The following is a 25463-nucleotide window of genomic DNA, read 5'->3' as shown; positions in this document are numbered from 1 at the left end:
ACACCCCCCGAGAGTAACCGATGAGCCGCGCGCACGACGACGAGGAGGTCCCGGAAGCCGAACACGACGCGCTGCTGACGATTGCGCACGCCGCGGTCGTGACCTCCAGCGGCGTCTCCGCGCAGCGCGCGCTGATTACCGCCTCGGAGTTCGTGCTCGCGCGCGGCCTCGGCCCCGTCGCGTACGGCGTGTACGCGCTCGCGTGGCGCATCGCGCAACTGCTCTCCCGGCTCGTCACGTTCGGCAGCGTGCCCACGCTCCAGCGCTACCTCCCGGCCTCCGAGGACGACCCTGCGAAACAGTCCAGGGTGACTGGGCTCGCGTACGCCACCACCATCGGTGTCGGCGCGCTCATCGCGGCGGGCGTGTGGGTGCTCGCGCCGTGGATTAACGCGACGACCGTCGACCACCCGGCGTTCCCGGCGACGATGCGGCTGTTCGGTGTCTTTGTCGTGCTCCTCGGCCTCGTGATGGTGTACGCCGCGACCTTCCGCGCGGGCGGGTCGGCGCGCGGCGAAGTCCTGTTCAACAAGCTCCTGCGGCCCGCCACGCGGCTCGTCGGCGCGCTCGCGGCGCTCGCGCTCGGCTACTCCGTCGTCGGCGTCGCGGGCGCGTTCGTCGCCTGCCTATTCGTCGTGGTCGTCGCTGGCTACCCGGTCACCGCGCGCGCCACCGGCATCCGTCCGTCGCTGAAGGGTGCTCGCAGCGAAGCCCGCAAGTTCTACGACCACGCGCTCCCGGTGGCGATGAGCAGCCTCGGAAAGGTGTTCCAGAACCGCGTCGACGTCCTCCTCGTCGGCGCGCTGCTGACCGCGGTCGCGGCCGGCGTCTACAACGTCGTGCTCGTGCTCGTCTCGATTGCGTGGATTCCGCTGCTGTCGTTCAACCAACTGCTGCCGCCGGTCGCCTCCCGGCTCTACGCCGAGGACGACACCGCGACCCTGAACGCCGTCTACTCGTCGGTCACGCGGCTCATCGTCACCACCGTCGTCCCGATTCTCGCCGTCCAACTCGTGTTCGGGCGGGAGCTCCTCGCGCTGTTCGGCGAAACGTACGTCCGCGGGTACGTCCCGCTTGCGGTCTACCTCGGCGGCGTCTTCGTCGGAAGTGCCGTCGGCGCGACCGGCTGGCTGCTGATGATGACTGACCACCAGTACGCCCGCATGGCCCTCGACTGGCTGCTCGCTGTGCTGAACGTCGCACTCACCTACTTGTTCGTCCGGGAGTTCGGGCTCGTCGGCGCTGCACTCGGCACCTCACTGGCCATCGCCGTCCAGAACGGTATTCAGGTCGTGCTCCTCCGGCGCTTCGAGGACCTGTGGCCGTTCGACGCCACATTCCTCCGCCCGCTCGCCGCGGGCGTCGTCATGGCCGCCGTGCTGGCCGGTGTTCGTACTGCTATCGACGGCATCGTCGTTGTCCCGCTCGGCGTGCTCGTCGGCCTCCCGATCTACGTCACGGCCCTCCACGTGCTCGGCGTCGACCCGCGCGACCGCTTCGTCGTCCGCGAACTCGCCGCCTGCTACCGCGACGCGCTCGGCGAGAAACTGGCGCGTTGAACCGCTGGGGGCGTAGAAACGGCGTCACAACTTCGCAAAAACACACGTGATGCGTCGCGCGGAGGCGACGCTGTGGAATGTGAGTTTTAGAGGCGTAGCGGGAAGTAGATTTGAACCGGAGCCAGACGGTCCTCGCGCCGCCAGAGCAAGCTCTGGCGTGCTCTCGCTCGCTTCGCTCACGAGAACTCCGCTCGGCTGCGTCTGGCAGGGTTCAAATCCGCCGCGACTACGTGTGGAAACAATCGCGGAGATGAAACTCCGCGATTGGTTTCGTGGAAGAAGTAGCGGGAAGTAGATTTGAACTACGTGAACCTCGCTGCGCTCGGTTCCCTCGTTCCAATCCACTTCGCTACACGCACGTTGTCGCGGCACGCCCGGCGATGAAACGCCGGGCTATGCGGCGCGACGTTGAGAGAAGTAGCGGGAAGTAGATTTGAACTACCGATCTCCGGGTTATGAGCCCGGCGGAATCTCCTGGCTATCCCATCCCGCTGCATTCCTTCGTAGCCCGGTCCCGCAGTTAAGGGTTCTGTTTCGGTCGCCGTGTGGGAGTTCTCCCCCAGCTATGCGTCGAGTTCGTCGAGGAGGGTCTGGGCGGCCGCGCTGGACGAGCCGGGGCCGCGCGCGGTGAGGAGGTCACCGTCGACGGTGACGCTGGTGTCGGCGTCGAGTTCGGCGTCCCAGTTCCCGCCGGCGGCTTTCACTTCGTCCTCGACCCAGTAGGGGAGCTTGCGGCCGTCGGGCATCCGGTCGTGGTCGTCGACGATGCCTTCCTCCCACTCGTTCGGGAAGCCGGTGACGTCGCGGCCGGCGACGAGGAAGTCGTTGTCGCTGGCTCGCTGGTCGCTACGCTCCCCGCTCGCTCGTTCCGAGGCGCTACGCGCCTCGCTATCTCTCGTGAACGCGAGAATCCCCGCGGCGTGGCAGACGACCAGCGCCTTCTCGCTGTCGCCCTCCACGGCGTTCCGGAGGAGGCGGCGGGCGTCGACATCCTGGTTGACGTCCCACTCCGTGCCGTGGCCGCCGGGGAAGACGACCGCGTCGTAGTCCGCGGCCTCGACTTCCGTGACCGAGACCGGATTGTTGAGGCGCTCGTCGTTCTCGTGGACGTCGCGCACCCACTCGGCGGTCTCCTCGCCGACGTTCTCGGGGTCCGCGGAGCGCTCGTCGAGCACCGGCGGCGACCCGCTCGGCGTCGCGACCGTAATCTCGAAGCCTTCGCTGTCGAGCGTCGTGAGCGGTTCGACGCACTCCTCTCCCCAGTAGCCTTCCTCGCTGACGACGAATAGTGCAGACGGCATACACGAACAGTGGAGCGGCAACGGGAAAAACTCCGTCGAGGCCGCGAGTTCCGCCGGCAGTCGGCTCAGTCGTCGCCTTCGGCGTCGACGATGACGACGTCGCCGTCCTGGACGTCGACGTTGATGAGCGTCTTCACGGCCGTGTCGGTGTCGTCGAGCTCGTTCGGGCCGGCCTTCTTGATGACCGCGAGGACGTCCGCGACGTCCGCGCCGATGTGTTCGAGGGCGTCCGTGATGGCGCGCAGGGTGCCGCCCGTCGAGAGCACGTCGTCGAGGACGAGCACGCGGTCGCCTTCTTCCACGTCGTTGATGTACATCTCGTTCTCCGAGTAGCCGGTCTGCTGGCTGAGCGCGACCTCGCCGGGCAGGCCGTACTCGCGTTTGCGGATGACGACGATGGGGATGTCGGTCATCAGCGACACCGCCGTGGAGATGTGGATGCCCATCGCGGCCGGCGTGACAATCTTGTCGACCTCGTCGAGTTCTGCCTTCCGGATGATGCGGATGACGATTTCCCGCAGCAGCTCGGGCTCCAGCATCGGGACGCCGTCGCTGATGGGGTGGACGAAGTAGTGGTAGCCGTCTTTCTCGATGATGGGCGCGTCGAGCAGGGACTGCTTGAGCCTATCCATGCAGGAAGTACTTGCGCCGCGAATAAAAGGTGACGGAACGAGCGCGACCGTGAGAGGGGGTCGCGGGGTTACAGCACGAGTACGAGCGCGACGGCGACCATCACGACGACCAGCAGGATGCTCGTGCTCATGTCCGCGCGCAGCGAGACGCGGTCCTCGCCAACGAGCCGCCCCGCGGCAGCGCCCGGTGCAGTGACGACCGCCGCAGTCGCGTCGGCAGTGCGGACGGCGGCGCGGTCGACGGCGGCGTACAGTTCGGTGACGCCGACGGCCAGATACCGGGTGGCGTAGAACGTCAGTGGGTTGTACGCGTTGTCGAGGTCCGGCACGCGCCCGAGCTTCGAGAGCGGCTTCTTCACGAGCACGAAGCCGACCAGCCCGGCCGCGGCGAGCGCGACGCCTTCGAGGATGTGGCTGGTGGTGTACGTGTGGTAGGCGTGAGAGACGACGTTGGGGTCGGTGACGTCGTAGGGCAGCACGGCGAACAGCGCGTCCGGCGCGAGCCCGTAGACGATACACAGCGCTGCCACAGTCACCATCGCGACCGACTGGCCGCGGTTGGCGTCCTTCACGGAGCCGTCGTAGCTGCCGTGGAAGAACGCGTAGTAGCCGAACTTGATGAACGACATGAACGTCCCGACGCCACCGATGAGCAGCAGAATCTCGAGGCTGGTGTAGCCGGCGACCGAGAACGGTCCCTTCACGAAGTCGTAGTGGCTCGCCGAGATGACGATGCCCTTGCTGACGAAGCCGTTGAATCCGGGGAAGCCCGCAATCGAGAGCGCCGCGACGGTGAACGCGGCGGCGGTCAGCGGCATCTCGCGGGCGAGCCCGCCGAGCTTCTTCAGGTTCTCCTCGCCGGTGCGGTAGACGACGACGCCGGCGGCCATGAACAGCAGGCCCTTGTAGAGGATGTGGTTGAAGACGTGCGCGAACGCGCCGGCCTGCGCGAGCGCCGAGCCGATGCCGACGCCGGCGACCATGTAGCCGACCTGCGACTGGATGTGGTAGGAGAGCAGCCGGCGCATGTCGTTCTGGAACAGCGCCATCGTCGCGCCGAAGACGGCCATGAAGCCGCCCATGTACGCGACGGCGACGCTGCCGTCGTCGGGGAACACGCGGTACATGCCGTAGACGCCGGTCTTCGTAGTGAACACGCAGAGGAAGACGCTGGCGGCGACGTGCGGGCGCGGGTAGGTGTCGGGAAGCCACGCGTGCAGCCCGATGAACCCGACGTTGACGCCGATGCCGATTGCGCCGAGCACGGGCGCGACTGGGCCCGCGAGCCCGCCGGCTTCGGGGCCGCCGGGGACCGACGCGAACAGGAACGTCCCGGTCTCGGCGAAGTGCCAGACGATGGCGCCGAGCAGGAGCGTGCCGCTGATGCCGTGCGCGAGCGCGTACCGGAAGCCCGCGCGGACGGCGCGGCCGCCGTAGTGCCACACCAGCAGCGTGCTCGTGACGGCCATCAGCTCCCAGAAGAAGATGAGCGTGAGCCAGTCGCCGCCGAAGACGGCACCGAGGCTCGTGCCCACGTAGCCGAGCGCGAACGCGCTCTGGAGGTTCTCGGCATCACTGGCGTACGAGTAGAGGATGGCGGCAGCACCGATGAACCCGAAGATGAGCCCCATCAGCGTCGAGAACGGGTCGACGTTGAACAGCACGGCGTCGAACCCGAACAGCGTCGTCCGGAAGTAGACGCCGTCGGAGACGAGCCAGACGTAGGGGACGACGGCGGCGCTGGCGAGCGCGCCGAGCGCGTGACCGACGCGCCGCCCGAGGAACGGCAACAGTATCGCCGCCAGCAGGACGGGGACGAACGGCGGCACGATGGCGTCCATCAGGCCACCACCCCCATGGTGACGGCGGCGTCGGCGACGTCACGGACGAGCTGGAGGAACACCGCGGTGTCCGGCACGACGCCGAGCACGACGGAGCCCGCGGCCGCGAACAGAATCGGGCCGAGTAGCAGCCACGTCGACTCCGCGCCGTTCGGCGCGCGGCGCTCGAACCCGCCGTGGCCGTGGTCGTGCCCGCCGTCAGCGCGGGTCTTGTCGCCGAAGCGACCGCCGAGCGGCCCGGAGACGAGTGGCTTCTCGTCGGAGCCCTCGGCGCTCTCGAAGAACGCTGTGTAGACGACCGGCCAGAAGTACGCGATGTTCAGGATGCCCGAGAGCAGGAGTGCGGCGGTAAACACGAGGTTGCCGCTGGAGACGGTCCCGATCAACAGGAAGTACTTGCTGACGAACCCCGCAATCAGCGGGATGCCCGCCATGCCGGCGGCGGCGACGGCGAACGCGCCCATCGTGAGCGGCATCCGCTTACCGATGCCGGCCATCTCCGAGATGTAGTCGACGTGGGTCTCGACGTGGACCGCGCCCGCGCAGAAGAACAGCGTGAGCTTCATGAACGCGTGCGCCGGGATGTGCAGCAGCCCGCCGATGAGCGCCCACTTCGCGGCCTCGCCGGGACCGACGGCACCGGCGACCGCGATGCCGAGCACGATGTACGAGAGCTGGCTAATCGTCGAGAACGCGAGCCGGCGCTTGAGGTGGTCCTGCCGGAGCGCGATGACGCTGGCGACGACGAGCGTGAACGCGGCGACCGCCGCGAGCACGCCGCCGACGCCGAGTTCCGCGACGAGGTCGATGCCGAAGACGTCCAGGAGGACGCGCGCGATGCCGAAGACGCCGGACTTGACGACCGCGACCGCGTGCAGCAGGCCGGAAACGGGCGTCGGCGCGACCATCGCGTCCGGGAGCCAGGAGTGCAGCGGCATCAGCGCGGCCTTCACGCCAAAGCCGGTGACCAGCAGCGCGAACGCCGCGCGAGCGAGCGTCGGGTCGGCGTTCGCGAGCGCGGCGATGCCGCCCGTGGTGAACGCCACCGTCCCCGTGAGCTGGTAGACGAGCACCGTGCCGGCGAGCACGGCGACGCCGCCGCCGAACGTGTACGCGAGGTACTTGCGACCGGCGGCGCGCGCCTCGTCGGTGCCGTCGTGGGCGACCAGCGGGTACGTCGCGACCGTCAGCAGCTCGTAGAACACGTAGAGCACGACGAGGTTCGACGCGAACGCGACGCCGACGGCGGCGGAGACGCTGCCGGCGAACGCGGCGAAGTACCGCGTCTGGTGGTCTTCGTCGAGCCCCCGCATGTAGCCCATGCTGTAGAAGCTCGTGACTATCCAGAGGGTGCTCGCCAACAGCGCGAACAGCAGGCCCAGCGAGTCCGCACGGAGCGTGAACTCGACGTACGGGACGAGCTGTCCGAGTTCGGTGACGTAGACGTCGCCGGCGAGCGCGGCCGGCACCATGCTAGCCACCAGCCCGAACTTCGCCAGCGCCGCCAGCATCGTCCACGCTTCGCGGACGTTCGGGCGGCCGTTGGACGCCAGAATCGGCGCGACCGCGACCGCCGACACGAGCACCGCAGCGAGTGGCCGGAGGGAGGTGATTTCAGTCATGAGAGGAGTGCCTCGATTGTCGGTTGGAGGGCGTCACTGTAGCCGAAGACCGCGAATCCGAGCGCGACCGCGAGGACGGCCGCGGCGACGACCGTCGCCTGCATGCCGAAGGAGACGCCGGTCGCGTCCTCGCCGCCGTCAGCACGCGCGTCGACGCGCTCGACGGCGGGTTCGAGGTCGACGCTGGGTTCGCGGAAGAACATGCGTTCGACGAGCCGCGCGAAGTACGCCAGCGTGAGCAGCGTGCTCCCGACGATGACCGCGAGCAGCGCCCACGAGCCGGCTTCGGCAGCGCCGACGGCGATGTACCACTTGCCCGCGAAGCCGATTGTCGGCGGGATGCCGACCATCGCGACCGCGAGCACGCCGAAGACGCCCGCGCCGACCGGCGAGCGCTGGACGAGGCCGTCGAACTCCTCGACGCGGCGCGCGCCGGTCTCCGTGGCGACCAGCCCGGCAGTGAGGAACAGCCCGCCCTTCATGATGGCGTGGCCGACGAGGTGGATGGCCGCACCCATGAGTGCGGTGACGTTCCCGATGGAGATGGCGGCGACCACGAGGCCGAACTGCGAGACCGACGAGTACGCCAGCATCCGCTTGACTTCCGACTGGGAAATCGCCAGCAGGCTGCCGGCGACGATGCTGACGACGGCCCCGCCGACGAGGATGGCGTGCGCCAGCGGGTTCGCGTCGACGAATCCAGCGCCGAACACCGTGTAGACGACGCGCAACAGCGCGTACGCCGCAATCGTGGAGACGAGCGCGGAGATGAGCGCGCTGACAGTGTCGGGAGCGCCCGCGTAGGCGTCGGGCTGCCACGTGTGCAGCGGGAACACCGCGACCTTGATGAACAAGCCGACGACGATGAACGCGAACGCCGCCTGCGTGAGCGTCGCCGTGTAGCCGTTCTCGGCGAGCTTCACGGCGAGGTCGGCCATGTTCAGCGTCCCGGTGTCGATGTACGCGTAGCCGACGCCGAGCAGGAACAGCGACGCGCCGACGGTGCCGACGAGCAGGTACTTCAGCGCCGCGACCGCCGACCGGCCGCGGTCGCCGCTGGCGACGAGCGCGTACGCCGCCAGCCCCGTGATTTCGAGGAAGACGTACATGTTGAACAGGTCGGCGGTGACGCTCATCCCGGTCAGACCGGTGACCAGCAGCATGTACACCGCGTAGAACGGATTCGACCGCGGTCCCGCGCGGCGGGCGTACGCGAGCACGCCCAGCGAGACGACCGCAATCAGGACGATCATCGTCGCGGTCAGGCCGTCGACGACGAGTTCGATGCCGTACGGCGCTTCGAAGCCGCCGACGACGTACTCGATTGTGCCCTCCGTGAACGCCGTCGCCGCGAGCTGTGCGGCGACGACGAGCTGGACGGCGCACGCGACGACCGCGACCGGCCAGCCGCTCTTCGAGCGCACGATGCCGGCGACGAGCGCCACGAGCGACCCGACGATGGGTGCGGCGACTGCGAGCGCGACGAGGTCACTCACTCTCACGCACCTCCTTGAGGGTGTCCTCGGTGAGCGTGCCGTACTCCGCGTAGATGCGGACAATCATCCCGAGCGCGACCGCCGTCAGCGCGACGCCGACGACGATAGCGGTGAGGATGAGCACGTGCGGCAGCGGGCTGACGTACGGTGCGCTGGCCGTCAGCACGGGCGGGCTGCCGCCGTCGAGGTACGCCGACGCGATGAAGAACAGGAAGATACCGGTCTGGAAGATGTTCATGCCGATGACTTTCTTCACGAAGTTCCCGGCGGCTATCATCACGTACGTCCCGATACCGAGCAGCAGGAACGACGCGACGTAGTAGTCCCGGGTGACGAGTAGGTCTATCATTCGTTGTCACCTCCGTCCTTGCCGGCGTCGATGGCGAAGAACAGGCCCGTGATGGTGCCCGCGACGATGACGCCGATGAACAGTTCCACCACTTCGATGCCGTACTTGCTGGCGTGGTGGATGCCGTACGCCGAGTAGTCGAGGAAGCCGCCGCCCGCGACGACCGTGCCGACGCCGATGGCGACGAACGCCGCGACGCCGCCCGCGACGACGAGCACGAGCGTGGCTTCGCCGACCCACTCGCGGAGCGGGTCGATGCCGAACGCGATGCCGAGCATCAACATCACGGTGGCGACGACGACGCCGCCCTGGAACCCGCCGCCGGAGGAGTCCGCGCCGTGGAACATCAGGTAGAGGCCGTACGTGAACACGAACGGCGCGACGACGCGAACCGTCGCCATGATGATGGGGCTCTCGACGTACGATTGCAGGTCGTCGGCCGTCTCGGCGGCCTCCGGGTCGGCTTCCGAGGTAGATTCGCTCATGCGAACACCTCCTTCTTGAGCACGACGAGCAGCCCGACGCCCGCGGAGTAGACGACGACCGCCTCGCCGAGGGTGTCGAACCCACGGTAGGCCGCGAGCACGGCCGTAACGGCGTTTTTCACGCCCGTCTCCTTGTACGCGTGTTCGAGGTAGTACTGCGTGACGTCCGACGTGATGACGGTCGTGTCGGCGGCCCCGATTTCGGGGAGCGCGCCGAGCGTGGTCGCCAGCACGGCGACGAACAGTACGGCGACGCCGAGCGCCGGCACATCGAGGCGTTCGAGCACGCGGTCGCCCGACGGCCGCACCGTCTTCGCAATAGTGAGGAGGAACAACACGGTGGTGACGCCAGCGCCGACCGCGGCCTCGGTGAGGCCGACGTCGGGTGCCTGCAACACAACCCAGACGACCGCGATGCCGAGACTGTACGTCGCGAACGCGATGATTGCGGCGAGCACGTCCCGGAGGACGGCCGTCGCCAGCGCGGACGCGAGCACGAACGCGATGAGCGGGAGTTCGAAGTTCATTCGCTATCACCCTCGTCGGTCGTCCACGGTTCGATACCCTGGTCTTCGGCGGCGCGAGCGATGGCGTGGGCTGCGGTCGGGTTCGTGACGAACATGAACAGGACGAGCAGCGCGGCCTTCACGCTGGAGAGGTCGAAGCCGAACGTGACGGCGACCGCCGCGAGCGCGAGGCCAGCGCCGAGCGTGTCGCTCTTCGACGCGCCGTGGGTGCGCGTGTAGACGTCGGGCAGCCGCAGCAGCCCGACCGCCGCGACGAACGCGAAGAACGCGCCACCCGCGACGAGCGCGAGCACCGCAATCTCGCGGGGCGTCACAGCACACCACCCCGTTCGACGGTGAACTTCGAGATGGCGATGCTCATCAGGAAGTTCAACAGCGCGTAGACGATGGCGATGTCGAGCGCCGAGGGGTTGCCGGTGGCCGCCGCGACGAGCGCGATGATGACGACGATGTTCGTCCCGATGGCGTTGACCGCGATGACGCGGTCCTGCATCGTCGGGCCGCGCACGACGCGGTAGAGGATGGACAGCGAGACGACGATGAACGCCGCCGCGCCCCCGAGGAGGATGTCGGTGAGCAGCGTCACGCGTTCTCACCCTCCGTTTCGTCGTCGGTGCGTGCGCCGCGTTCGGTGGGGCTGGCGATGCGGGCGGCGCGCCGGCCGTAGAACACGAACCGGACCGCGCGTTCGAGCGCGCCGTCCAGCAGGTCGTCGCGAGCACCGGCCGTGAGGCTGTGCACCGTGAAGTGGCGCTGCGTGACGTCGATGGTGAGCGTTCCGGGCGTAAGCGTGATGCTGTTCGCGAGCGTCGTCGCCGGGAGCGCCGACCACACCGCGGCGTCGAACTCCACGACGCGCGGGTCGATGGGGAGCCGCGGATGGAGGACGACGTACGCGATGTCGAGGTTCGCCTTCACGATTTCCCACAGCAGGAAGGGAACGTACAGCGCGAACCGTGCGAGCCGGCCGCCGAGCTTGCTCACCTCGACCTCGCCGCGCGTCGTGATGCGCCACAACAGCGCGGAGACGACGCCCGCGGTGATGGCACCGGTCGCGAGGTCGAACGTCGCCAGCGTGCCCGAGACGAGCAGGTAGAACCCGTACGTCGCGCAGAACAACACGACGAACTGGCCGAGGCCGGCGGTCCGCGTGAGCGGGCTGCGGCGGGTCGGCCGCTCGACGGGCGCGAGTTCGACGGTCAGGCCGGCGGATTCGAGTTCGCCCTCCAACGGCGGGAGCAGCGGGGCCATCCCGAGCGGGTTGTACTCGGGGTCGAGCACGACCGTCCCGACGCCGTGGCGGCGCGCGTAGTCGGCGAGCACGTCGGCGTAGTCGCCGGGGTTGAAGAGGTACTCCGTCCGCCCGACGACGGCAGTTGCGACGGCGACCGAGTCGGCGTCCTCGCCGAGGTCTTCCTCGACCCACACTTCGATGCGGTCGAGGAGGTCCGCGGCAGCCGTCGCTTCCGAGCCCTCCTCGCTGGTGTCGATGCGTTCCGACACTGGGTAGACGAAGTGCAGGGTCGGCCGGCCGTCGGCGTCGGCCGCCCGTTCGGCGACGTACGCCACCGTCTTCCGGAGCGTCACCGAGTCGTCGACTGGGACGAGCAGGTCGTCGCCAGCCATCAGGTCACCCCCCATGGTTCGGGCCGCAGCGCCGACTGCGGCCGCGTAGCTAGCGTCATTTGTCGTGTTCGGCGAGTGGGTGCGCCGTATAATGATGCCTTCGGTTTCCCCGCCAACTGCCGACGGTTCCGCGCGCTCCGGGTCAGTCCCGCGCGGCGAGTTCGTCAGCGACGCGGCGGCCGAGCGCGGTCTTGCTGCCGACGAACTCGGTGATGTCCTCGCGGGTCACGAACAGCACGCGGGTGTCCTCGTCACCCATCACGCTGGCGTCGTTGGCGACGACGAACGAAAGGTCCGCGCGTTCGAGCGTCTGCCGCGCGGCGGCGACCATCGCGTCGTCGTCGCCGGATGTCTCGGCCTTGAACCCGACGATGGTGAGGTCGGGGTGCGCCTCGCGGACTTCGTCGATGAGCTTCGGCGTCGGCTCCAAGTCGAGCGTGAGGTCCTGCCCGGAGCGAATCTTCTCCTCGCTGACGTCGACGGTGTAGTCGCTGACCGCGGCCGCGGAGACGAGCGCGTCGGCGTCCGCGCAGGCTTCGCGGGTCGCCGCCAGCATCTCCGCGGCGGTCTCGACCCGCACCGTGTCGGCGTGGGGGACGGCCTCGCCCTGGTGAACGAGCGTGACGTCGGCCCCGGCGACGTAGCAGCCCGCGGCGACAGCGCGGCCCGTCCGGCCGGACGCGCGGTTCGTGAGCACGCGCACGGGGTCGATTGGCTCGCTGGTCGCGCCGCTGGTGACGACGACGTGCTCGCCGGCCAGCGGGTCCCCGCTGGCGGCGCGCGCCGTCTCGACGGCGATGGCTTCCTCGGTGGCGATTTTGGCTTTTCCCTCCTCGACGCGCGGGTCCACGAAGTTGACGCCCCACGACTCCACGCGGTCGATGGCGTCCAGCACGCCCGGGTGGTCGTACATCGGCTCGTGCATCGCGGGCGCGATGACGACGGGGACGTCGGCTCCGAGCGCGGTCGTCGCGCACGTCGTCACGGGCGTGTCGTCGATTGCGCCCGCGATTTTCCCGACCGTGTTCGCGGTCGCCGGCGCAATCAGGAAGACGTCCGCCCAGCCGTCACGCCCGCAGAGGTCGACGTGCTCGACGCTCCCCGTAATCTCGGTGACGACGGGGTTGTCCGTGGCGAACTCGACGGCCCACGGGTTGACGATACCCTGTGCGCTCCCGGTTGTCACGGCCCGCACGCTCGCGCCGCGGCGGCGGAGTTCGTGGGCGAGTTCCACGACCTTCACCGCCGCGATGCTGCCCGTGACCCCGAGGGCGACGTTCACTCCGGAGAGCATTCACAGGGGGTTCGCGCTCCCGGCTATAAATAGGCTGGTCAGTCGTCGTCCTCGACGCTCGGGTGCATCGTCGGCGGCTCCACGGGCGAGAGCGCGGCGAGGGCGTCCAGGCTCGCCCGCTCGCGCTCGCGGCGTTCGGCCTCGTCGATTTCCTCGCAGCCAGGCGGCACGTCGCGGTCGCGGCCCGTGAAGTAGCCCTCGGGTGCCACCCAGTCGTGGTAGTGGGGGACGTCGCTGTCGTCGATGACGGTGAGGCCGACAGTCGCGCCGTGGCCCGCTGCGACGACGGCCTGGTGGTACTGGCGCGCGACGCGGCCCGCGGCGTAGATGCCGTCGAGGTCGGTGCGGCCGAATTCATCGACGTCGAGCATCGTCTTCGAGCCGCGGTCGATGCGGGACAGCTCGAAGCCGTCGAGGTAGGAGCTGTCGGGCCACGACGCCGCGACGACGAAGTCCGCGGCGTCAGTACCGGCGTCGTCCGTCTCGACGACGAAGCCGTTGTCGGTGTCAGTGACGCGTTCGACGTGCGCTTCGACGAATTCGACGCCGGCGTTCTCGGCCTGCTGGCGGGTGGCGTCGAGGAAGGTTCGCGCGTTCACGCCCGCGGGGAACCCGGGGACGTTTTCGAGGTGGGCGTTGCGCGCGAGAATCGGCTCGCCGGCGTCGTAGACGGTCGTGTCGAGGCCGGCGCGTGCGGTGTAGATGGCGGCGGTCAGGCCCGCGGGCCCGCCACCGACCACGGCGACGTGTGCTGTCATGGCTGCGCGTTGGCACCGGACGGATACAAGCACCGCGGTCGAGGCGGGCCCGCAGTAGACCTTTGTCGCCGCGCGGCGTAGGGAGTGTGTGAACACGGTCGAGGTGAGCACGGACGTCCGCGTCCCCATCGAGGAAGCGTACGCGTTCGTCGCCGACTTCCCGCGGTACGCCAAGTATTCGGAGTACCTGCAGTCGGTCACCCAGCACGGGAGCGGCGGCGTGGATACCGAGTACGAGCTGACGTTCGCCTGGTGGAAACTCACGCACGCGGTGCGCTCGCGGGTCACCGATACGGACGAGCCCGAGCAAATCGACTGGAAGCTCGTGGACGGCATCGACGCGCACGGCCGCTGGGAGGTCGCCGAGACCGCGGACGGGGCGCGGGTGACGCTCGTCGTCACGTACGACACGGGCAGCGCGCGCGGCGCGCTCGACTTGCCGCGGCTGGTGTCCCTCGATTGGGTGGTCGACAAGGTCGTGGGACTCGTCGTCGAGGAGGGCGAGCGCGTCGTCGAGCGCGTCGTCGCGGACCTCGAAGGCGAGCGCCGCCCGGTCGAGCTCGCGGTCGAGACGTACTGAGGGCACGACAACGCTTATCCGGTATCGAGTGAACGCTGCGGACGTGACAGTACGCGACACGAGCGCGGGGTTCGGCGCTCGACGGAGGGCAGCACAGTGACCGACGAACCGCTCTCGGTCGGCATGCTCGGCTACGGGTTCATGGGCGACGCGCACACGAACGCGCTCCGCACGCTCCCGCAGTTCTTCCCGGACGCACCCGCGGTGTCGCTGGACGTGCTCGTCGGGCGCAACGAGAGCGCCGCCCGCGAGGCCGCCGACCGCCTCGGCTTCGACCGCGTGGAGACCGACTGGCGGGACGCTATCGACGACGTTGACGTCTTCTACAACCTCGGCCCGAACGACGTCCACGCCGACCCCTCCATCGCGGCGCTGGAGAACGACGTCCACGTGCTCTGCGAGAAGCCGCTCGCGCCGACCGTCGACGACGCCGAGCGGATGGCGGAGGCGGCCACAGAGAGCGACGCGACCGCGGGCATCGGGTTCAACTATCGATTCGTGCCCGCCGTCCAGTACGCCAAACGGCTCATCGAGGACGGCGCGCTCGGCGAGATTCGGCACGCGCGCTTCCGCTACCTCCAGGACTGGCTGGTCGACGCGGACGCGCCGTGGTCGTGGCGGATGGACGCCGACACCGCGGGGTCGGGCGCGCTCGGCGACCTCGGCGCGCACAGCTTCGACCTCGCGCGCTACCTCGTTGGCGACGTCGACGCCGTTAGCGGGCACCGCGAGACGTTCGTCGAGGAGCGCGTCCCGGAGGGCGAGCGCGAGGTGCGACCCGTCACCGTCGACGACGCGTTCGCCGCGCACGCGGAGTTCGCGAACGGCGCGATGGGGACCTTCGAGGCGACGCGGTACGCGACCGGCCGGAAGAACGGCCACACGTTCGAAATCGACGGCTCCGAGGGCACGGTCCGATTCGACCTCGAACGGCTCAACGAGCTGGAGGTCCGCCGCGGGGACGGCCGCGGCTTCGAGACGGTACTGGTCACCGACGAGGACGACCCCTACGGCGAGCACTGGTGGCCCGCGGGCCACGTGCTCGGGTGGGAGCACACGTTCGTCCACGAGAACAGCGAGTTCCTCGGCGCGGCCGCCGGCGACGGTGAGTTCGCGCCGGACTTCGCGGACGGCTTAGCTGTTCAGCGGCTGCTGGACGCCGTCGAGCGCAGTGACGACCGCCGCGAGTGGGTGACGGTCTGAGAAGTTACTCCTCGAAGTCGCCTTCGTAGTCGCCGCCGTACCGCATGAAGAGGTAGGTCAGGCCGAGCACGGAGACCATCGACCCGGTCGCGGCGACGCCCAGCGTCTTCGCGCTGTCCGGGAGGATGGACTGGTAGCCGGTCTGTTCGGGCGGATTCTCCGTGACTTCGATGACGCCTTCCATCCCCGCGCCGGCGTGGGGCGTGCAGACGTACTCGTAGGTGCCTTCGACCTCGAACGTGTGCTCGTAGGTGAACCCGGAGTCTTCGAGCGGTTCGTGGCCCTCCCAGGAGGCCTCGCCGGGAATCGACGTCGGGGCGACGTTGTGGCCGCTGCTCCCCCACTCCCAGCGGACGGTGCCGCCGGGCTTGACGTACGCGGTTTCGGGGTCGAAGACGAGACTCCCGCCCGGCCCGACCGTGACGACTGTCGGGCCGCCCTCGCCTTCCTGTGCGGCGGCGGTCCCGGTGGCGGCGACCCCCGCAGCGGCGGCACCGGCACCCGCCCGGAGGAACCTGCGGCGTGTCACCCGCTCGTCTGCATCGGAGTTCATGTCCGGGGCTATGTGACACCGGGTACTGAATACTTTGGTTTGTGGCTCCTGCCGGCCGTCCCGCGAGTCGCCGACGGAGCCGCGACCGTCAGTCCTCGCGTCGCTCCGCGGGCGGCCGCTTAACGCGGGCTGCCAACGGGCCGTCGAGGGCCAGCTGCATCGTCACTTCCGCGCGGAGCCGCTCGGTGACGTCGAAGCCGAGGTTGTCGTAGACGTGGACGGCGCGCTCGTTGTCCTCGTCGACGGTCAACACGAGCGACTCGCAGCCGACCGCGTCGGCGTACGCGACCAGTTGTTTGAGGAGTTCGGTACCCACGCCGCAGCCCCGGTGGTCGGGGTGGACGAACACCACGAGTTCGGGGTCGCTGGCGTCGGCGGGTGCCGCGGCGACGTGCCCCCGGACGCCGTCGTCGGCGACCGCGAGCAGGTTCAGCCCACCGTCCGCGAGGCCGTCTAGCCACCGTTCGATGCGCTCGCGGGTGCGCGGCGGGAGGCCGAGCGTCGTCGTCTCCAAACTCATCGCGTCGTACATCTCGACGAGTGGCGCGCGGTCGTCGGCGGTGGACGGCCGTACGACGTAGGGCTGGCCGTCGTCGTCGAACGCGCGCGGGCACCGTGGCTGGCAGTACGCTGTCCCCCCGCAGCGCGAGTTGTCCCACGCGTCACACGCGGGCCGCTGGTCGCTTCCGTCCACGGGCATACTCGCTCGTAGGGCGCGAACTGCCTTCAAAACGGAGCCGAAACTGTGGGGGTGTTGATAACGGGATGCGGAGCGACACGGCACCCGCAGCGAGCGCGACGCGCGCAAAAACTCCGCGTGCCGAGTCGAGGGTTCCAGAACCCTTTTGCCGGGTCGCTGTCCACGTGCGAACATGGCAGACGTCGAAACCGAACTCCGCAAGGAACTTTTGGACGCGTTCTCGGGTGCCGACTACCCCGTGAAGAACCAGATGGGCCTCGTGCCCGCGCTCCCGAACGGCCCCTCGACGAAGTTTGAGGCTGGCGGCAAGTCCTTCACCGCGATGGAACTGGCGACGAAGCTCTCCAGCCGCGCCGAGTTCCCCTACGACGACGCCGAATCCCTCGTCGACGACGTCATCGAGGGGCTCAAGGAAGAAGGCGACATCTGAACGCGAACCGATAGCGCGACGACGCGCCGCAGTGCGATTTCTCCTTCCGAAACGACTTACGGCGTGGTCGGCGTCGGTACGGTCATGACCGACTGGATTGGCGACGTGTTCACCAGCGAGACCGGCTGGACGCACCTCGAAACGCTCGTCGACGTGCGCGACCGGATGGCGGGGTCGCCGGGCGAACGCGAAGCCGCCGAAGCGACGCGGGACGCGCTCGCGGCCGCCTGCGGGGACGCCTCCCTCGACGAGTTCGAGATTCAGGGCTGGACGCGCGGCGACAGCGCCGTCGAGACGCCCGCCGGCGAGGAGGACTGCATCGCCTTGCCACGCAGCCCGAACGGCGACGTTGCGGGCGAGTTCGTCGACCTCGGCTACGGCCTCCCGAACGACTTCGAGGAGACGGACCTCGCCGGGAAGGTCGTGATGGTGGCCTCGGACGTGCCCGGCTGGTACGACCGCTACCTCCACCGGCGCGAGAAGTACTACCACGCCGTCGAAGCGGGTGCCGCGGCGTTCGTCTACAAGAACCACGTGGAGGGCTGCCTGCCGCCGACTGGGAGCGTCGGCACCGAGGAGCAACCGCTCGGCGAGATTCCCGCGGTCGGCGTCTCCAAGGAGGTCGGCGCGCGCCTCGGTCGGAAGTACGACGGCGACACGGTCGGCGTCTCCGTGAGCGCCGAGGTCGGCGACGCGACGAGTCAGAACGCCCACGCGACGCTCGGCCCGGACACCGACGAGGAACTGCTCGTGACGAGCCACGTCGACGCCCACGACATCGCGGAGGGCGCGATGGACAACGGTGCCGGCACCGCGATGGTCGTCGAACTCGCGCACGTGCTTGCCGACCGCGAGGCCGACCTCGACACGAAGGTTCGCTTCGTCTGCTTCGGCGCGGAAGAGGTCGGGCTCGTCGGCTCGGCCTACGACGCCGCGAACCGGGACCGCGAGCACGTCCGCGCCGTGTTGAACCTCGACGGCGTCGTCGCCGGCCGCACGCTGGAGTTCTACACGCACCACTTCGACGCGCTCGGCGACGCCGCCCGCGAGGTCGCCGACTGCTTCGACCACCCGATTTCGGTGACGCCCGAGATGGGCCCACACTCCGACCACTGGGAGTACGTGAAGCTCGGCGTCCCCGGCTACCACGTCACCAGCCAGACCGACGGCGACGGCCGCGGCTGGGGACACACGCACGCGGACACGCTCGACAAACTGGAAGTGCGGACGTTCCGCGAGCAAGCCATCCTGCTCACGGAGCTCGCGGTCGAACTCGCCAGCGAGGGGTTCGCCGTCGCGCACGCCAGCGAGGCCGACGTCGCCGCCGCGCTCGAGGACGAGGACCTCGCGGAGGGGATGAAGAGTACCGGCGACTGGCCGTACTGACGCCGGGAGCCCGTAGCCTTTTTGCGACTGCCGGCCCCGCGTTCCGACGATGAGCGAGACGAGGCTGCGTGGGGTGTCGCGGTGACGCGCGTCGGCATGCTCGGCGACGGAGCGACGGCTGCCGCCGATGTCGTGCGTGACGCCGGCGGGGAAGCCGTCGTGGGCGACGAGGTGCTCGACAGCGACGCGGACGCCGACGTGGTCGCGGCGCTCGGCGAGGACGCGCTCCTCGACGCGCTCGCCGCGGCGTCCGGCGCGCCCGTCCTCCCGGTAAGCGCGGGCAGCGAGTACGGCGGCGTCACTCGCGACGACCTGCCGGACGCGCTCGCCGCACTCGCCAGCGGCGACTACGAGGTCGACGACCGCCCGACGATGGCGGTCCGCGCCGGCGAGACGGCGGTTCGCGCGCTCGCGGACGTGATGCTCGTGACGGACGAGCCCGCGCGCATCTCCGAGTACGCGGTCACCACGCGCGGCCGCGACGTCGACGAGGTGCGCGCGGACGGCGTCGTCGTGGCGACGCCCGCCGGCAGCCACGGCTACGCCGCCGACGCGGGTGGACCGTTGCTGTCCGCGGACGCCGACGCGCTCGCCGTCGTCCCCGTCGCGCCGTTCCGCGTCGAACGCGTCGAGTGGGTGCTCGACGCGCCCGCCTCCGTCACCGTCGTCCGGGAGGAAGCCGACGTCGCGTTGTTCGTCGACGGCCGCGATTACGGGTTCGCGGCCCCGCACGCCCCCGTCGAATTCGACTGGGGGGAGCCGTTCCTCGTGGCGGTCGTCGCGGCGTCGCGGGGCGTCGGCTTCGAGTGAGCGTATTGGAAAAGACATAATACCGCGACAGACCGACGTTCGCGCATGGCAGTTCCATCGGTCACGCTCTTCGGGCCACTCGACACGGTGCTCGCGCCCTACGCGGAGTACGCCGTGTTGCTCATGGTCGTGTTGAACTTCGTCAGCCGGCGCGTCGCGCACGCCGCCCACGAGCGGCAGGCCGAGGACGGCGCGGACGCGCTCTCGTGGCACCCGTTCCACGCCTTCACGACGTGGGGCGTCGTGCTGTTGAGCTTCTACTACCTCACGCTGCACCACCACAGCGGAATCGTGTTGTCCGCGCTCGCCGTCGGCACGCTCCTCGCCGACTTCTTCGAGTTCGAGGCCCGCAAGGTCGAAGCCCGCGAAGGCCTCGAACTGGAAGCCCCGAAGGGTGCCATCGTCGCGGCGACAATTACGCTCATGTACGCGGCCTACATCAGCGTCTTCTTCCTCGTCAAGCCGTACTGGGTGCAGGTCGTCTGAGGCGGCCCCGGCTCGAACTTCTCGCTACTTCGAATAAACTGTCCAATAACACGGTCGTCCCACCAGTTCTCTCCAGCGACGCGACCCGTCGACGCTCGCCAGCGACGAGCACGCTCCGCTGCGGTTCGGGAACATCTCGGTAGCGACCACGAGTAGCGTAGTGGACGCCAGCAGCGACACGAGCGACGACGAGCGGAGGCGGCGCTACGCAACGGGAGAAACGACGGCGAGGAGGAGCGCGGTTACTCGCTGCTGACCTTCGCGTACAGCTCGCGGCCGAGCGGCACGCCCACCCAGAAGACGAGCGCGCCGAAGATGGCCAGCCAGAACATCGACTCCAGTAGTATCAGCGCGGCTTCGCCGAGCATCGAGAGGTCACTCGGCGGCGCGCCAGTGAGCTGGGGACCCGCGAAGCTCGGGGTCTTGTACCAGCCAGCCAGCACCATCCAGATGAGGCCCGCACCCGTCAACAGGCCGAGCCCTTTCGCGAACTCGTCAGCCATTATCCGAAGGTTCGTCGCCGCTGTCTTTATCCTTTGCCATTCCGCTGGCGCGGAACCGCGAGGAGAACGCGTACACGAGGCCGCCCGCCGCGATGAGACCGACGCCGAGCGCCGCGAACGCGACGTTCACGTCCTCGGGCGCTGCCCGTCCCGCGTTCGTCGCGGTGTCCAGCGCGACGAACCCGAGCACGACCGACACGACGGCGAACAGCGTGGAGAAGACTGTCACGGACTTGTAGAGCCGGTCGGGCACGACCACGTCGCGGCCGCGTTCGTCGTCACCCATTAGCTGGACGAACGGGCGGCCGATACTTCACTGTCGCGGTCGACGGGAAACAGGCGCACTGAGAACGAGGAAAGGAGAGTGTGAGGCGGGAGAGGTGAGGAACGTCGGCGCGGGTCGAAGCCGGTTACTTCGGCGGCCGGAGCTTGTAGTAGCGGCGGTTGAGGTCGTACATGTACCCCTCGCGCATCGTCTTCAGCAGGGCGTACGCGATGGCGCCCGCTATCGGCGGCACGAGGAACGTCAGGTCGAACAGCAGGTTCGAGTCGATGGGAATCAGGTTCTTCATCGACAGCGCGCTGATGGTCACCGCGAACACGACGCCCATCACGCCGACGGACGCCCAGAACGGCTGCTCGACGGGCCGGCGCGCGCTCCCCTTGTTGAGGAACGGGACGATGGCGATGAACCCGACGACGACGAGGTTCGCGACCACGCCGTACGTCCGGTCGGCCATAAGCTTCTCGCCGCCGAGGATGGCGAGGTCGGGGTTCAGCGGGCCGAGCTTCAGCAGGCCGAACGACCAGTAGAGGTACCAGTCCGGCAGGATGATGCTCGGCGTCTGGCTGGGGTTCGCGGGCGCGCCGAGGTGCGGCGGGAGCGTCGACGCCAGGAAGAAAATCATCCCGACGAAGAAGCTCGTGAGCGCGAGGTTCCGGATGAGCTCGTGGGGCCAGACCGGGAACGCGAGCACGTCGCGTTCGACGTAGTCGGACTCCTCGCGGAGGTCCTGGTCCTCCCGGCGGGAGCGCTCGAAGTACTCGTAGGTCAGCCGGGAGAGGCCGGTCGTGCGCTCCTTGCGTTCGCGCCACGTCGGCGTCTCGTCGTCCGGCGGAACGATGCCCGTACCGTCGGTGCGAGCCGCGTCGTCGGTGTGTTCGTCGTCTGCCATGGTTTTAGTGGGGTTCCGCGATGCCCTGCATCCAGACGAGTCCGAGGTGGATGGCGATGACCGTCGTCACCACGAACGGGAGCAGGAACACGTGGAGGATGTACATTCGCTGGAGTGTCGGCTGCCCCGGCGAGAAGCCGCCGAACACGAGCTGTGCGACCCATTCGCCGATGAGCGGAATCGAGAGGCTCATCTCGACGCCGATCTGCCCCGCCCAGAACGCCAGCTGGTCCCACGGGAGCAGGTAGCCCGTGTACCCGAAGACCATCGTGAGGCTGAGCAGGACGATGCCGATGATCCAGTTGACCTCGCGGGGTTCCTTGTACGCGCCCGTGAAGTAGACGCGCAGCATGTGCAGGAACACCGCGGCGGTCATCACCTGCGCGGCCCACCGGTGCAGCGACCGGAGGAAGAACCCGAAGTTCAGGTCCGTCATGATGGCGGCGACCGCGCTGTACGCGACGGTCGCGCCCTCGATGTTCGACGACGCGGCGGCGGCCGTCGACGGCGAGTAGTAGAACCCGAGCAGCGCGCCGGATATCGCCGCGACGACGTACGCCAGCGTCGAGAAGAACCCCAGCGAGTACAGCGGGTACCAGTACCAGAACTTGTTGTCGAGGTTGTACTGCTCGGTGTGGCTCTTCGGCATCTGGAGGTTGACGCGGTAGTACAGCGTCTCCAGCAGTTCGAGGTAGTCGACCAGCCGGAGCCGCTTGTCCAGCCAGACGAGCGTCGCGAGGAACGTGTGCTCGATCGGCGTGAGGTCTTTCTCCTCGAGCCAGGCGTCGTGGTCGTGGTCGTCCTTGCGCTCGACGCTCATCTATCCGTCCTCCGGGCGCGGGTACGCCGTGAAGCTGCGTTTGACGATGCTGTACGGGTCGTAGACTGACTGGTGGCACGCACAGTAAATCTTGTCCCCGGCGCCCTCGTAGTCCGAGGAGCGGTAGCCGGGCACACAGCAGTAGTGCGTGCACTTGTTGAGGAACGCCATGAAGCCGTCCTGCGTGGCGGCGTCGAGCCACTCGGCGACTTCGCCGCTGGCTTCCTCGACGGCGTCTTCGAGGAGCGTGCTTCGGATGACCTGCACCGGAATCGAGTTGTCGGTGTCCTGCGAGCGCCACGTGACGGACGCGGGCTTCCCGATGCCGGCTTCGCCGTAGTCGTTCGCCCACGTGTCGTAGTCGGTGAAGTCGTCGACGTGGACCTGCCCGGAGCCGGGCTGCCAGTCGTAGGAACTGGAGCCGCCCGAGTACCGGAAGTAGTTGTCGCCCTCGTAGCTCGGCTGGAGTCCCTGGTAGTCCTGAATGCCGCAGTACTGGAACCAGTCGACTTCGTACGTGATGCCGCCGAGGTCCTCGCGGGCGACCTGGACGGTCTGTCCTTGCTGTTCGACTTCCTGAACCTCGGGGTAGACGCCGCGGAGGTACCCCTCGTCGTCGATCTCGATGGGGACCATCGGCATCGCGCGCGGCGCGGGGCCGCCGGTGTTCTGGACGCCGAAGTACGTCGTCTGGCCGCCACCGGTCCCCGTCTGGTTGGTGACCGCGTCGAGGCTGGCGACGCCGGCGGTGCCGATGCCGGCCACGCCAGCGCTCCCGACGACGCCTTTCACGAAGCGGCGGCGTCCCGAACTCTCTGGGTACTTGTCAGACATTATTTCTCGTAGTAGGGGTAGATTGCCTTCTTGAACTGTTCGCTGACGTCACCGAACGCGGACTCGCCGTCGACCTGGTCCTCGCGGACGTAGAGGTCTTCCCACTTGCGCCGGCGCTTCTTCACGATCATCACGTCCGGCAGGAACTCCTTGCGGTAGAGGAGCAGGACGAACGAGAGGTCGATGAAGATGGCCGCGAGGAGGAACCCGAGGTACATGTTCCCGACGGGGTCGACGCCCCAGCCCGTGACGAGGCCGTACGCGAACACGGCCACGAACGCGATCTCGACCATCGTCAGCAACACGATGGCGATGGTCGCCGCCGTGCTCTCGCGGGCGGGCTCGTATCGGTGGATATCGCCGTAGTTGGAGCCTTTCGAGGACATTATTCCTTGTTAGGTGCGCTCGCGTGCTGTGACTCGCCGTACTTGAGGACGAAGAAGGCGTAGACGAGCGACACGATCATCATCAGGATGGTCGCGATGCCCACGAAGTGTGCCTGGAACGGCACGCCCATCTCTTCGGGGTCGAGCTCGGCTCCACCGCCTTCGCCGCCGGGTGGCTGTCCACTCTCGTTGACGACGACGGTGCCTTCCATGCCGACGCCGATGTGGGGCGTACAGACGTACTGGTACTCCCCGGTCGGCCCGTCGAACGTGTACTCGTACTCGAACCCGGAGTTTTCGAGGGGTTCGTGGCCTTCCCACGTCGCCTCCTCGGGGATGCTATCGGGAGCGACGTTGTGGCCGTCTGACCCCCACACCCACTCGACCGTCGCGCCGCGCTGGATGTAGACGGTCTCGGGGTCGAAGACGGTCTGGCCGTTGGGCCCGACCTGTACCGTCTTCGTCGTCCCCGCGCCCGGGAGCGCTTCGCCCTCGCCGGAGTCGCCACCGTCCGTCGTGGCGTTGCCGGACGTGCCGTTCCCGGAGGTCGTGTTGTTTCCTTCGCCCTCCTGGACGGCGGCGGACGTGGAGGACGACCGAGCGCCGGCTACGCCGATGGCTGCAGCGCCGCCGGCCGAACCGGTCGCAATCTTCAGAAAGTCCCGCCTCTTCATACAGTCGTGAGTCAGGATGGCTCCCGCATAAACCCACCGATGGCCGCGCGGGACGAGACACGCCCTACGCCGGTTCTGCCGCCGTTCAGGGGGCGTCGGAGTGGTCTCGCTGGCTGTCTGTTTCGGGGACGAACGACGGCCGGTCGCCGTCGCCCAGTCCCGCCGAGCGCAGCCGGTTGCGGAACTCCTCGGAGCGGAAGCGGTCCGACAGCCGGGCGTTGGCGACGACGAGCAACATCAGCGCGCCGAACAGCACGAAGCCGACGCCGGCGATGACGGCGATGATGGCGGAGTTCCCGAGCGGGTGGAGTTCGAGTGTGGTGCCGGCGACCGAACAGGCGCGCGCGGCCGACCCGGGGACCGACGGGCACGACCGCACGAGCGGGTCGTAGAAGAGCGGCGAGAGCACGAGGAGGACGCCGACGACGACCTGCGCGAGGCCGATGTACTGGAGCAGCGTCGTCCCGAAGCCGCCGCTCCCCTCGGGCACTTCCTGTGGTTCGGGGAGGCCGGCGTTCTCGGGCGCGTCGGGGACGTCGTAGTCGTCCATCGAGCACAGCGCCACGGTGGGTTTCACGTCCCGGAGGACGGTGCCGCTGCCCTGCACCGTGCCGTCGGCGTAGACGACCGCGTACCCCTCGTCGGAGTACGCGAGCACGACAGGTTCGCCGTCGATGGTGTCGCGTTCGACCACCGCGAACACGTCCCGCGTGGCGACGCGGTGCCGGAGGTCGTCCTCCACGCGGTCGAGCAGCCGCTCGCCCGTAATCCACGTCTCCGGGTCGAAGGCGGCCTCCCACTCCTCGGCGGACAGCTCGGCCATCTCCTTCGGGCCGAACTCCTCGAAGTCGACCTGCTCGCGGAGCTCTTCGGGGGTCTCGGCGTCGGGCTCCTCGTCCGGCGCAGGCTGGTCGCCCTCGCCGGCGTTGGAGTCAGTCATCACCTCGGAGTTGCGCGTGAAGCGGGTAAACGCTTCCGACCTACACGACGGCGTAGTCGACGCTCGTGTCGTTCCCGTGGACGGTCACGTCGAAGGACTCGTAGCCGAGAACCTCTCTGTCGAAGACCGTCTCGTCGCCGCGTTCGACGACGACGCGCACGTCGTGGCCGCGGTCGTGAATCTCGCGCGTGAGGTCCACTTCCCGGCCGGCGGGGAGGTCGTAGGTCTCGGTGTCGCCGTCGGGCGCCAGCGTCACGGTGACGTTCTCGACGCCCCCACTCGCACGCACGGTGAGGTGTTCCGGGGCGTGCGACGTGCCGACGCCCGTGTGGGGCTCGGTCGTGTCGCTGGTCGTCTCGGTCGGTGTCACCGTGGGCGCAGACGTGGGGGCCGTCGTCTCGCTGTCGGTCGGCGCGAGGCCCGCACAGCCCGCGACGGCGACGAGGAGGGCGACTGCGGCGATTCGCGTCGGGGACATGGCTGGGCGTGCGGC

The 25463-nt window shown here is 68.7% G+C and carries 31 protein-coding genes and 1 tRNA gene; 7 read left to right on the top strand and 25 right to left on the bottom strand.

What is annotated here, in order from left to right:
* The first annotated feature begins 20 nt into the window (after positions 1-20).
* Entirely contained in the window at positions 21-1559 is a 1539-nt protein-coding gene (locus tag ABSL23_RS08795) for an oligosaccharide flippase family protein (protein WP_353633442.1), read from the top strand.
* 418 nt (positions 1560-1977) lie between these two features.
* Here ABSL23_RS08795 and ABSL23_RS08790 read toward each other — a convergent pair.
* From ABSL23_RS08790 to ABSL23_RS08725, 14 genes are all read right to left on the bottom strand, one after another.
* Positions 1978-2052, bottom strand: a tRNA-Met gene (locus tag ABSL23_RS08790).
* A gap of 70 nt (positions 2053-2122) precedes the next feature.
* Positions 2123-2860, bottom strand: coding sequence for a type 1 glutamine amidotransferase domain-containing protein (locus tag ABSL23_RS08785; RefSeq protein ID WP_353633441.1), 738 nt, complete (start codon positions 2858-2860; stop codon positions 2123-2125).
* 65 nt (positions 2861-2925) lie between these two features.
* Positions 2926-3492 (bottom strand): hypoxanthine/guanine phosphoribosyltransferase, encoded by a 567-nt coding sequence (hpt, locus tag ABSL23_RS08780; RefSeq protein WP_230891291.1) that lies wholly within the window; start codon positions 3490-3492, stop codon positions 2926-2928.
* A 68-nt stretch (positions 3493-3560) separates the two neighbouring features.
* Complete coding sequence (locus ABSL23_RS08775; protein ID WP_353633440.1) at positions 3561-5333, bottom strand: Na(+)/H(+) antiporter subunit D; 1773 nt, start codon at positions 5331-5333, stop codon at positions 3561-3563.
* Positions 5333-6955, bottom strand: coding sequence for a cation:proton antiporter (locus ABSL23_RS08770; RefSeq protein WP_230891289.1), 1623 nt, complete (start codon positions 6953-6955; stop codon positions 5333-5335). The genes ABSL23_RS08775 and ABSL23_RS08770 overlap by 1 nt, the downstream gene beginning before the upstream one ends.
* On the bottom strand, positions 6952-8451 hold the full coding sequence (locus ABSL23_RS08765) for a monovalent cation/H+ antiporter subunit D family protein (protein ID WP_230891288.1): 1500 nt from the start codon (positions 8449-8451) through the stop codon (positions 6952-6954). The genes ABSL23_RS08770 and ABSL23_RS08765 overlap by 4 nt, the downstream gene beginning before the upstream one ends.
* On the bottom strand, positions 8444-8800 hold the full coding sequence (locus ABSL23_RS08760; RefSeq protein ID WP_230891287.1) for a cation:proton antiporter subunit C: 357 nt from the start codon (positions 8798-8800) through the stop codon (positions 8444-8446). The genes ABSL23_RS08765 and ABSL23_RS08760 overlap by 8 nt, the downstream gene beginning before the upstream one ends.
* The gene (locus tag ABSL23_RS08755) at positions 8797-9285 is read right to left on the bottom strand and encodes an MnhB domain-containing protein (protein WP_230891286.1); all 489 of its coding nucleotides are present in this window, start codon (positions 9283-9285) and stop codon (positions 8797-8799) included. The genes ABSL23_RS08760 and ABSL23_RS08755 overlap by 4 nt, the downstream gene beginning before the upstream one ends.
* Positions 9282-9812 (bottom strand): DUF4040 domain-containing protein, encoded by a 531-nt coding sequence (locus ABSL23_RS08750; RefSeq protein WP_353633439.1) that lies wholly within the window; start codon positions 9810-9812, stop codon positions 9282-9284. Before ABSL23_RS08750 ends, ABSL23_RS08755 begins: the two co-directional genes overlap by 4 nt.
* Positions 9809-10126, bottom strand: a complete 318-nt coding sequence (mnhG, locus tag ABSL23_RS08745; RefSeq protein ID WP_230891284.1) for a monovalent cation/H(+) antiporter subunit G — start codon at positions 10124-10126, stop codon at positions 9809-9811. Before mnhG ends, ABSL23_RS08750 begins: the two co-directional genes overlap by 4 nt.
* Positions 10123-10398, bottom strand: coding sequence for a cation:proton antiporter (locus tag ABSL23_RS08740; protein WP_230891283.1), 276 nt, complete (start codon positions 10396-10398; stop codon positions 10123-10125). Before ABSL23_RS08740 ends, mnhG begins: the two co-directional genes overlap by 4 nt.
* A complete protein-coding gene (locus ABSL23_RS08735; protein WP_230891282.1) occupies positions 10395-11438 on the bottom strand; it encodes a monovalent cation/H+ antiporter subunit E in 1044 nt (347 codons plus the stop codon). Before ABSL23_RS08735 ends, ABSL23_RS08740 begins: the two co-directional genes overlap by 4 nt.
* A 142-nt stretch (positions 11439-11580) precedes the next feature.
* On the bottom strand, positions 11581-12732 hold the full coding sequence (gene coaBC, locus ABSL23_RS08730; RefSeq protein ID WP_230891281.1) for a bifunctional phosphopantothenoylcysteine decarboxylase/phosphopantothenate--cysteine ligase CoaBC: 1152 nt from the start codon (positions 12730-12732) through the stop codon (positions 11581-11583).
* A gap of 38 nt (positions 12733-12770) precedes the next feature.
* The gene (locus ABSL23_RS08725) at positions 12771-13490 is read right to left on the bottom strand and encodes an NAD(P)/FAD-dependent oxidoreductase (protein ID WP_230891280.1); all 720 of its coding nucleotides are present in this window, start codon (positions 13488-13490) and stop codon (positions 12771-12773) included.
* 88 nt (positions 13491-13578) lie between these two features.
* Between ABSL23_RS08725 and ABSL23_RS08720 the strand changes: the two genes are divergently transcribed.
* Both ABSL23_RS08720 and ABSL23_RS08715 read left to right on the top strand, forming a co-directional pair.
* On the top strand, positions 13579-14070 hold the full coding sequence (locus ABSL23_RS08720; RefSeq protein ID WP_230891279.1) for an SRPBCC family protein: 492 nt from the start codon (positions 13579-13581) through the stop codon (positions 14068-14070).
* Between the two features lie 123 nt (positions 14071-14193).
* On the top strand, positions 14194-15273 hold the full coding sequence (locus ABSL23_RS08715) for a Gfo/Idh/MocA family oxidoreductase (RefSeq protein WP_353635368.1): 1080 nt from the start codon (positions 14194-14196) through the stop codon (positions 15271-15273).
* A gap of 4 nt (positions 15274-15277) precedes the next feature.
* Here ABSL23_RS08715 and ABSL23_RS08710 read toward each other — a convergent pair whose 3' ends face one another.
* Both ABSL23_RS08710 and ABSL23_RS08705 read right to left on the bottom strand, forming a co-directional pair.
* Complete coding sequence (locus ABSL23_RS08710; protein WP_230891278.1) at positions 15278-15826, bottom strand: plastocyanin/azurin family copper-binding protein; 549 nt, start codon at positions 15824-15826, stop codon at positions 15278-15280.
* Between the two features lie 88 nt (positions 15827-15914).
* On the bottom strand, positions 15915-16526 hold the full coding sequence (locus ABSL23_RS08705; protein WP_353633438.1) for a GNAT family N-acetyltransferase: 612 nt from the start codon (positions 16524-16526) through the stop codon (positions 15915-15917).
* Between the two features lie 172 nt (positions 16527-16698).
* Between ABSL23_RS08705 and ABSL23_RS08700 the strand changes: the two genes are divergently transcribed.
* From ABSL23_RS08700 to ABSL23_RS08685, 4 genes are all read left to right on the top strand, one after another.
* Positions 16699-16956 (top strand): MTH865 family protein, encoded by a 258-nt coding sequence (locus tag ABSL23_RS08700; protein WP_353633437.1) that lies wholly within the window; start codon positions 16699-16701, stop codon positions 16954-16956.
* A gap of 84 nt (positions 16957-17040) precedes the next feature.
* Entirely contained in the window at positions 17041-18342 is a 1302-nt protein-coding gene (locus tag ABSL23_RS08695) for a M28 family metallopeptidase (protein ID WP_353633436.1), read from the top strand.
* Positions 18343-18423: 81 nt separating this feature from the next.
* Positions 18424-19152, top strand: a complete 729-nt coding sequence (locus tag ABSL23_RS08690) for a hypothetical protein (protein WP_353633435.1) — start codon at positions 18424-18426, stop codon at positions 19150-19152.
* Between the two features lie 45 nt (positions 19153-19197).
* Positions 19198-19638, top strand: a complete 441-nt coding sequence (locus ABSL23_RS08685; RefSeq protein WP_230891273.1) for a hypothetical protein — start codon at positions 19198-19200, stop codon at positions 19636-19638.
* 242 nt (positions 19639-19880) lie between these two features.
* Here ABSL23_RS08685 and ABSL23_RS08680 read toward each other — a convergent pair whose 3' ends face one another.
* From ABSL23_RS08680 to ABSL23_RS08640, 9 genes are all read right to left on the bottom strand, one after another.
* On the bottom strand, positions 19881-20141 hold the full coding sequence (locus ABSL23_RS08680; protein ID WP_230891272.1) for a hypothetical protein: 261 nt from the start codon (positions 20139-20141) through the stop codon (positions 19881-19883).
* The gene (locus ABSL23_RS08675) at positions 20134-20427 is read right to left on the bottom strand and encodes a hypothetical protein (protein ID WP_157501088.1); all 294 of its coding nucleotides are present in this window, start codon (positions 20425-20427) and stop codon (positions 20134-20136) included. Before ABSL23_RS08675 ends, ABSL23_RS08680 begins: the two co-directional genes overlap by 8 nt.
* Before the next feature lie 124 nt (positions 20428-20551).
* Positions 20552-21316, bottom strand: coding sequence for a cytochrome bc complex cytochrome b subunit (locus tag ABSL23_RS08670; protein ID WP_353633434.1), 765 nt, complete (start codon positions 21314-21316; stop codon positions 20552-20554).
* 4 nt (positions 21317-21320) lie between these two features.
* On the bottom strand, positions 21321-22136 hold the full coding sequence (locus tag ABSL23_RS08665; RefSeq protein ID WP_059056227.1) for a cytochrome bc complex cytochrome b subunit: 816 nt from the start codon (positions 22134-22136) through the stop codon (positions 21321-21323).
* Positions 22137-22970, bottom strand: coding sequence for a ubiquinol-cytochrome c reductase iron-sulfur subunit (locus ABSL23_RS08660; RefSeq protein WP_353633433.1), 834 nt, complete (start codon positions 22968-22970; stop codon positions 22137-22139).
* Positions 22970-23356, bottom strand: coding sequence for a hypothetical protein (locus tag ABSL23_RS08655; RefSeq protein ID WP_353633432.1), 387 nt, complete (start codon positions 23354-23356; stop codon positions 22970-22972). The genes ABSL23_RS08660 and ABSL23_RS08655 overlap by 1 nt, the downstream gene beginning before the upstream one ends.
* Complete coding sequence (locus ABSL23_RS08650) at positions 23356-24030, bottom strand: plastocyanin/azurin family copper-binding protein (RefSeq protein ID WP_353633431.1); 675 nt, start codon at positions 24028-24030, stop codon at positions 23356-23358. Before ABSL23_RS08650 ends, ABSL23_RS08655 begins: the two co-directional genes overlap by 1 nt.
* An 85-nt stretch (positions 24031-24115) precedes the next feature.
* Positions 24116-24970 (bottom strand): hypothetical protein, encoded by an 855-nt coding sequence (locus ABSL23_RS08645; protein ID WP_353633430.1) that lies wholly within the window; start codon positions 24968-24970, stop codon positions 24116-24118.
* A gap of 40 nt (positions 24971-25010) precedes the next feature.
* Positions 25011-25448: a hypothetical protein gene (locus tag ABSL23_RS08640; protein ID WP_353633429.1), complete on the bottom strand. Its 438-nt coding sequence runs from the start codon at positions 25446-25448 to the stop codon at positions 25011-25013.
* Between the last annotated feature and the right edge of the window lie 15 nt (positions 25449-25463).

Origin of the sequence: Halobacterium sp. NMX12-1 (genome assembly GCF_040435975.1) — an archaeon.
GTDB classification, from domain to species: domain Archaea; phylum Halobacteriota; class Halobacteria; order Halobacteriales; family Halobacteriaceae; genus Halobacterium; species Halobacterium hubeiense.
The sequence above is the reverse complement of the archived record's forward strand: the minus strand, read 5'-3'. Positions and strand labels throughout refer to the sequence as shown.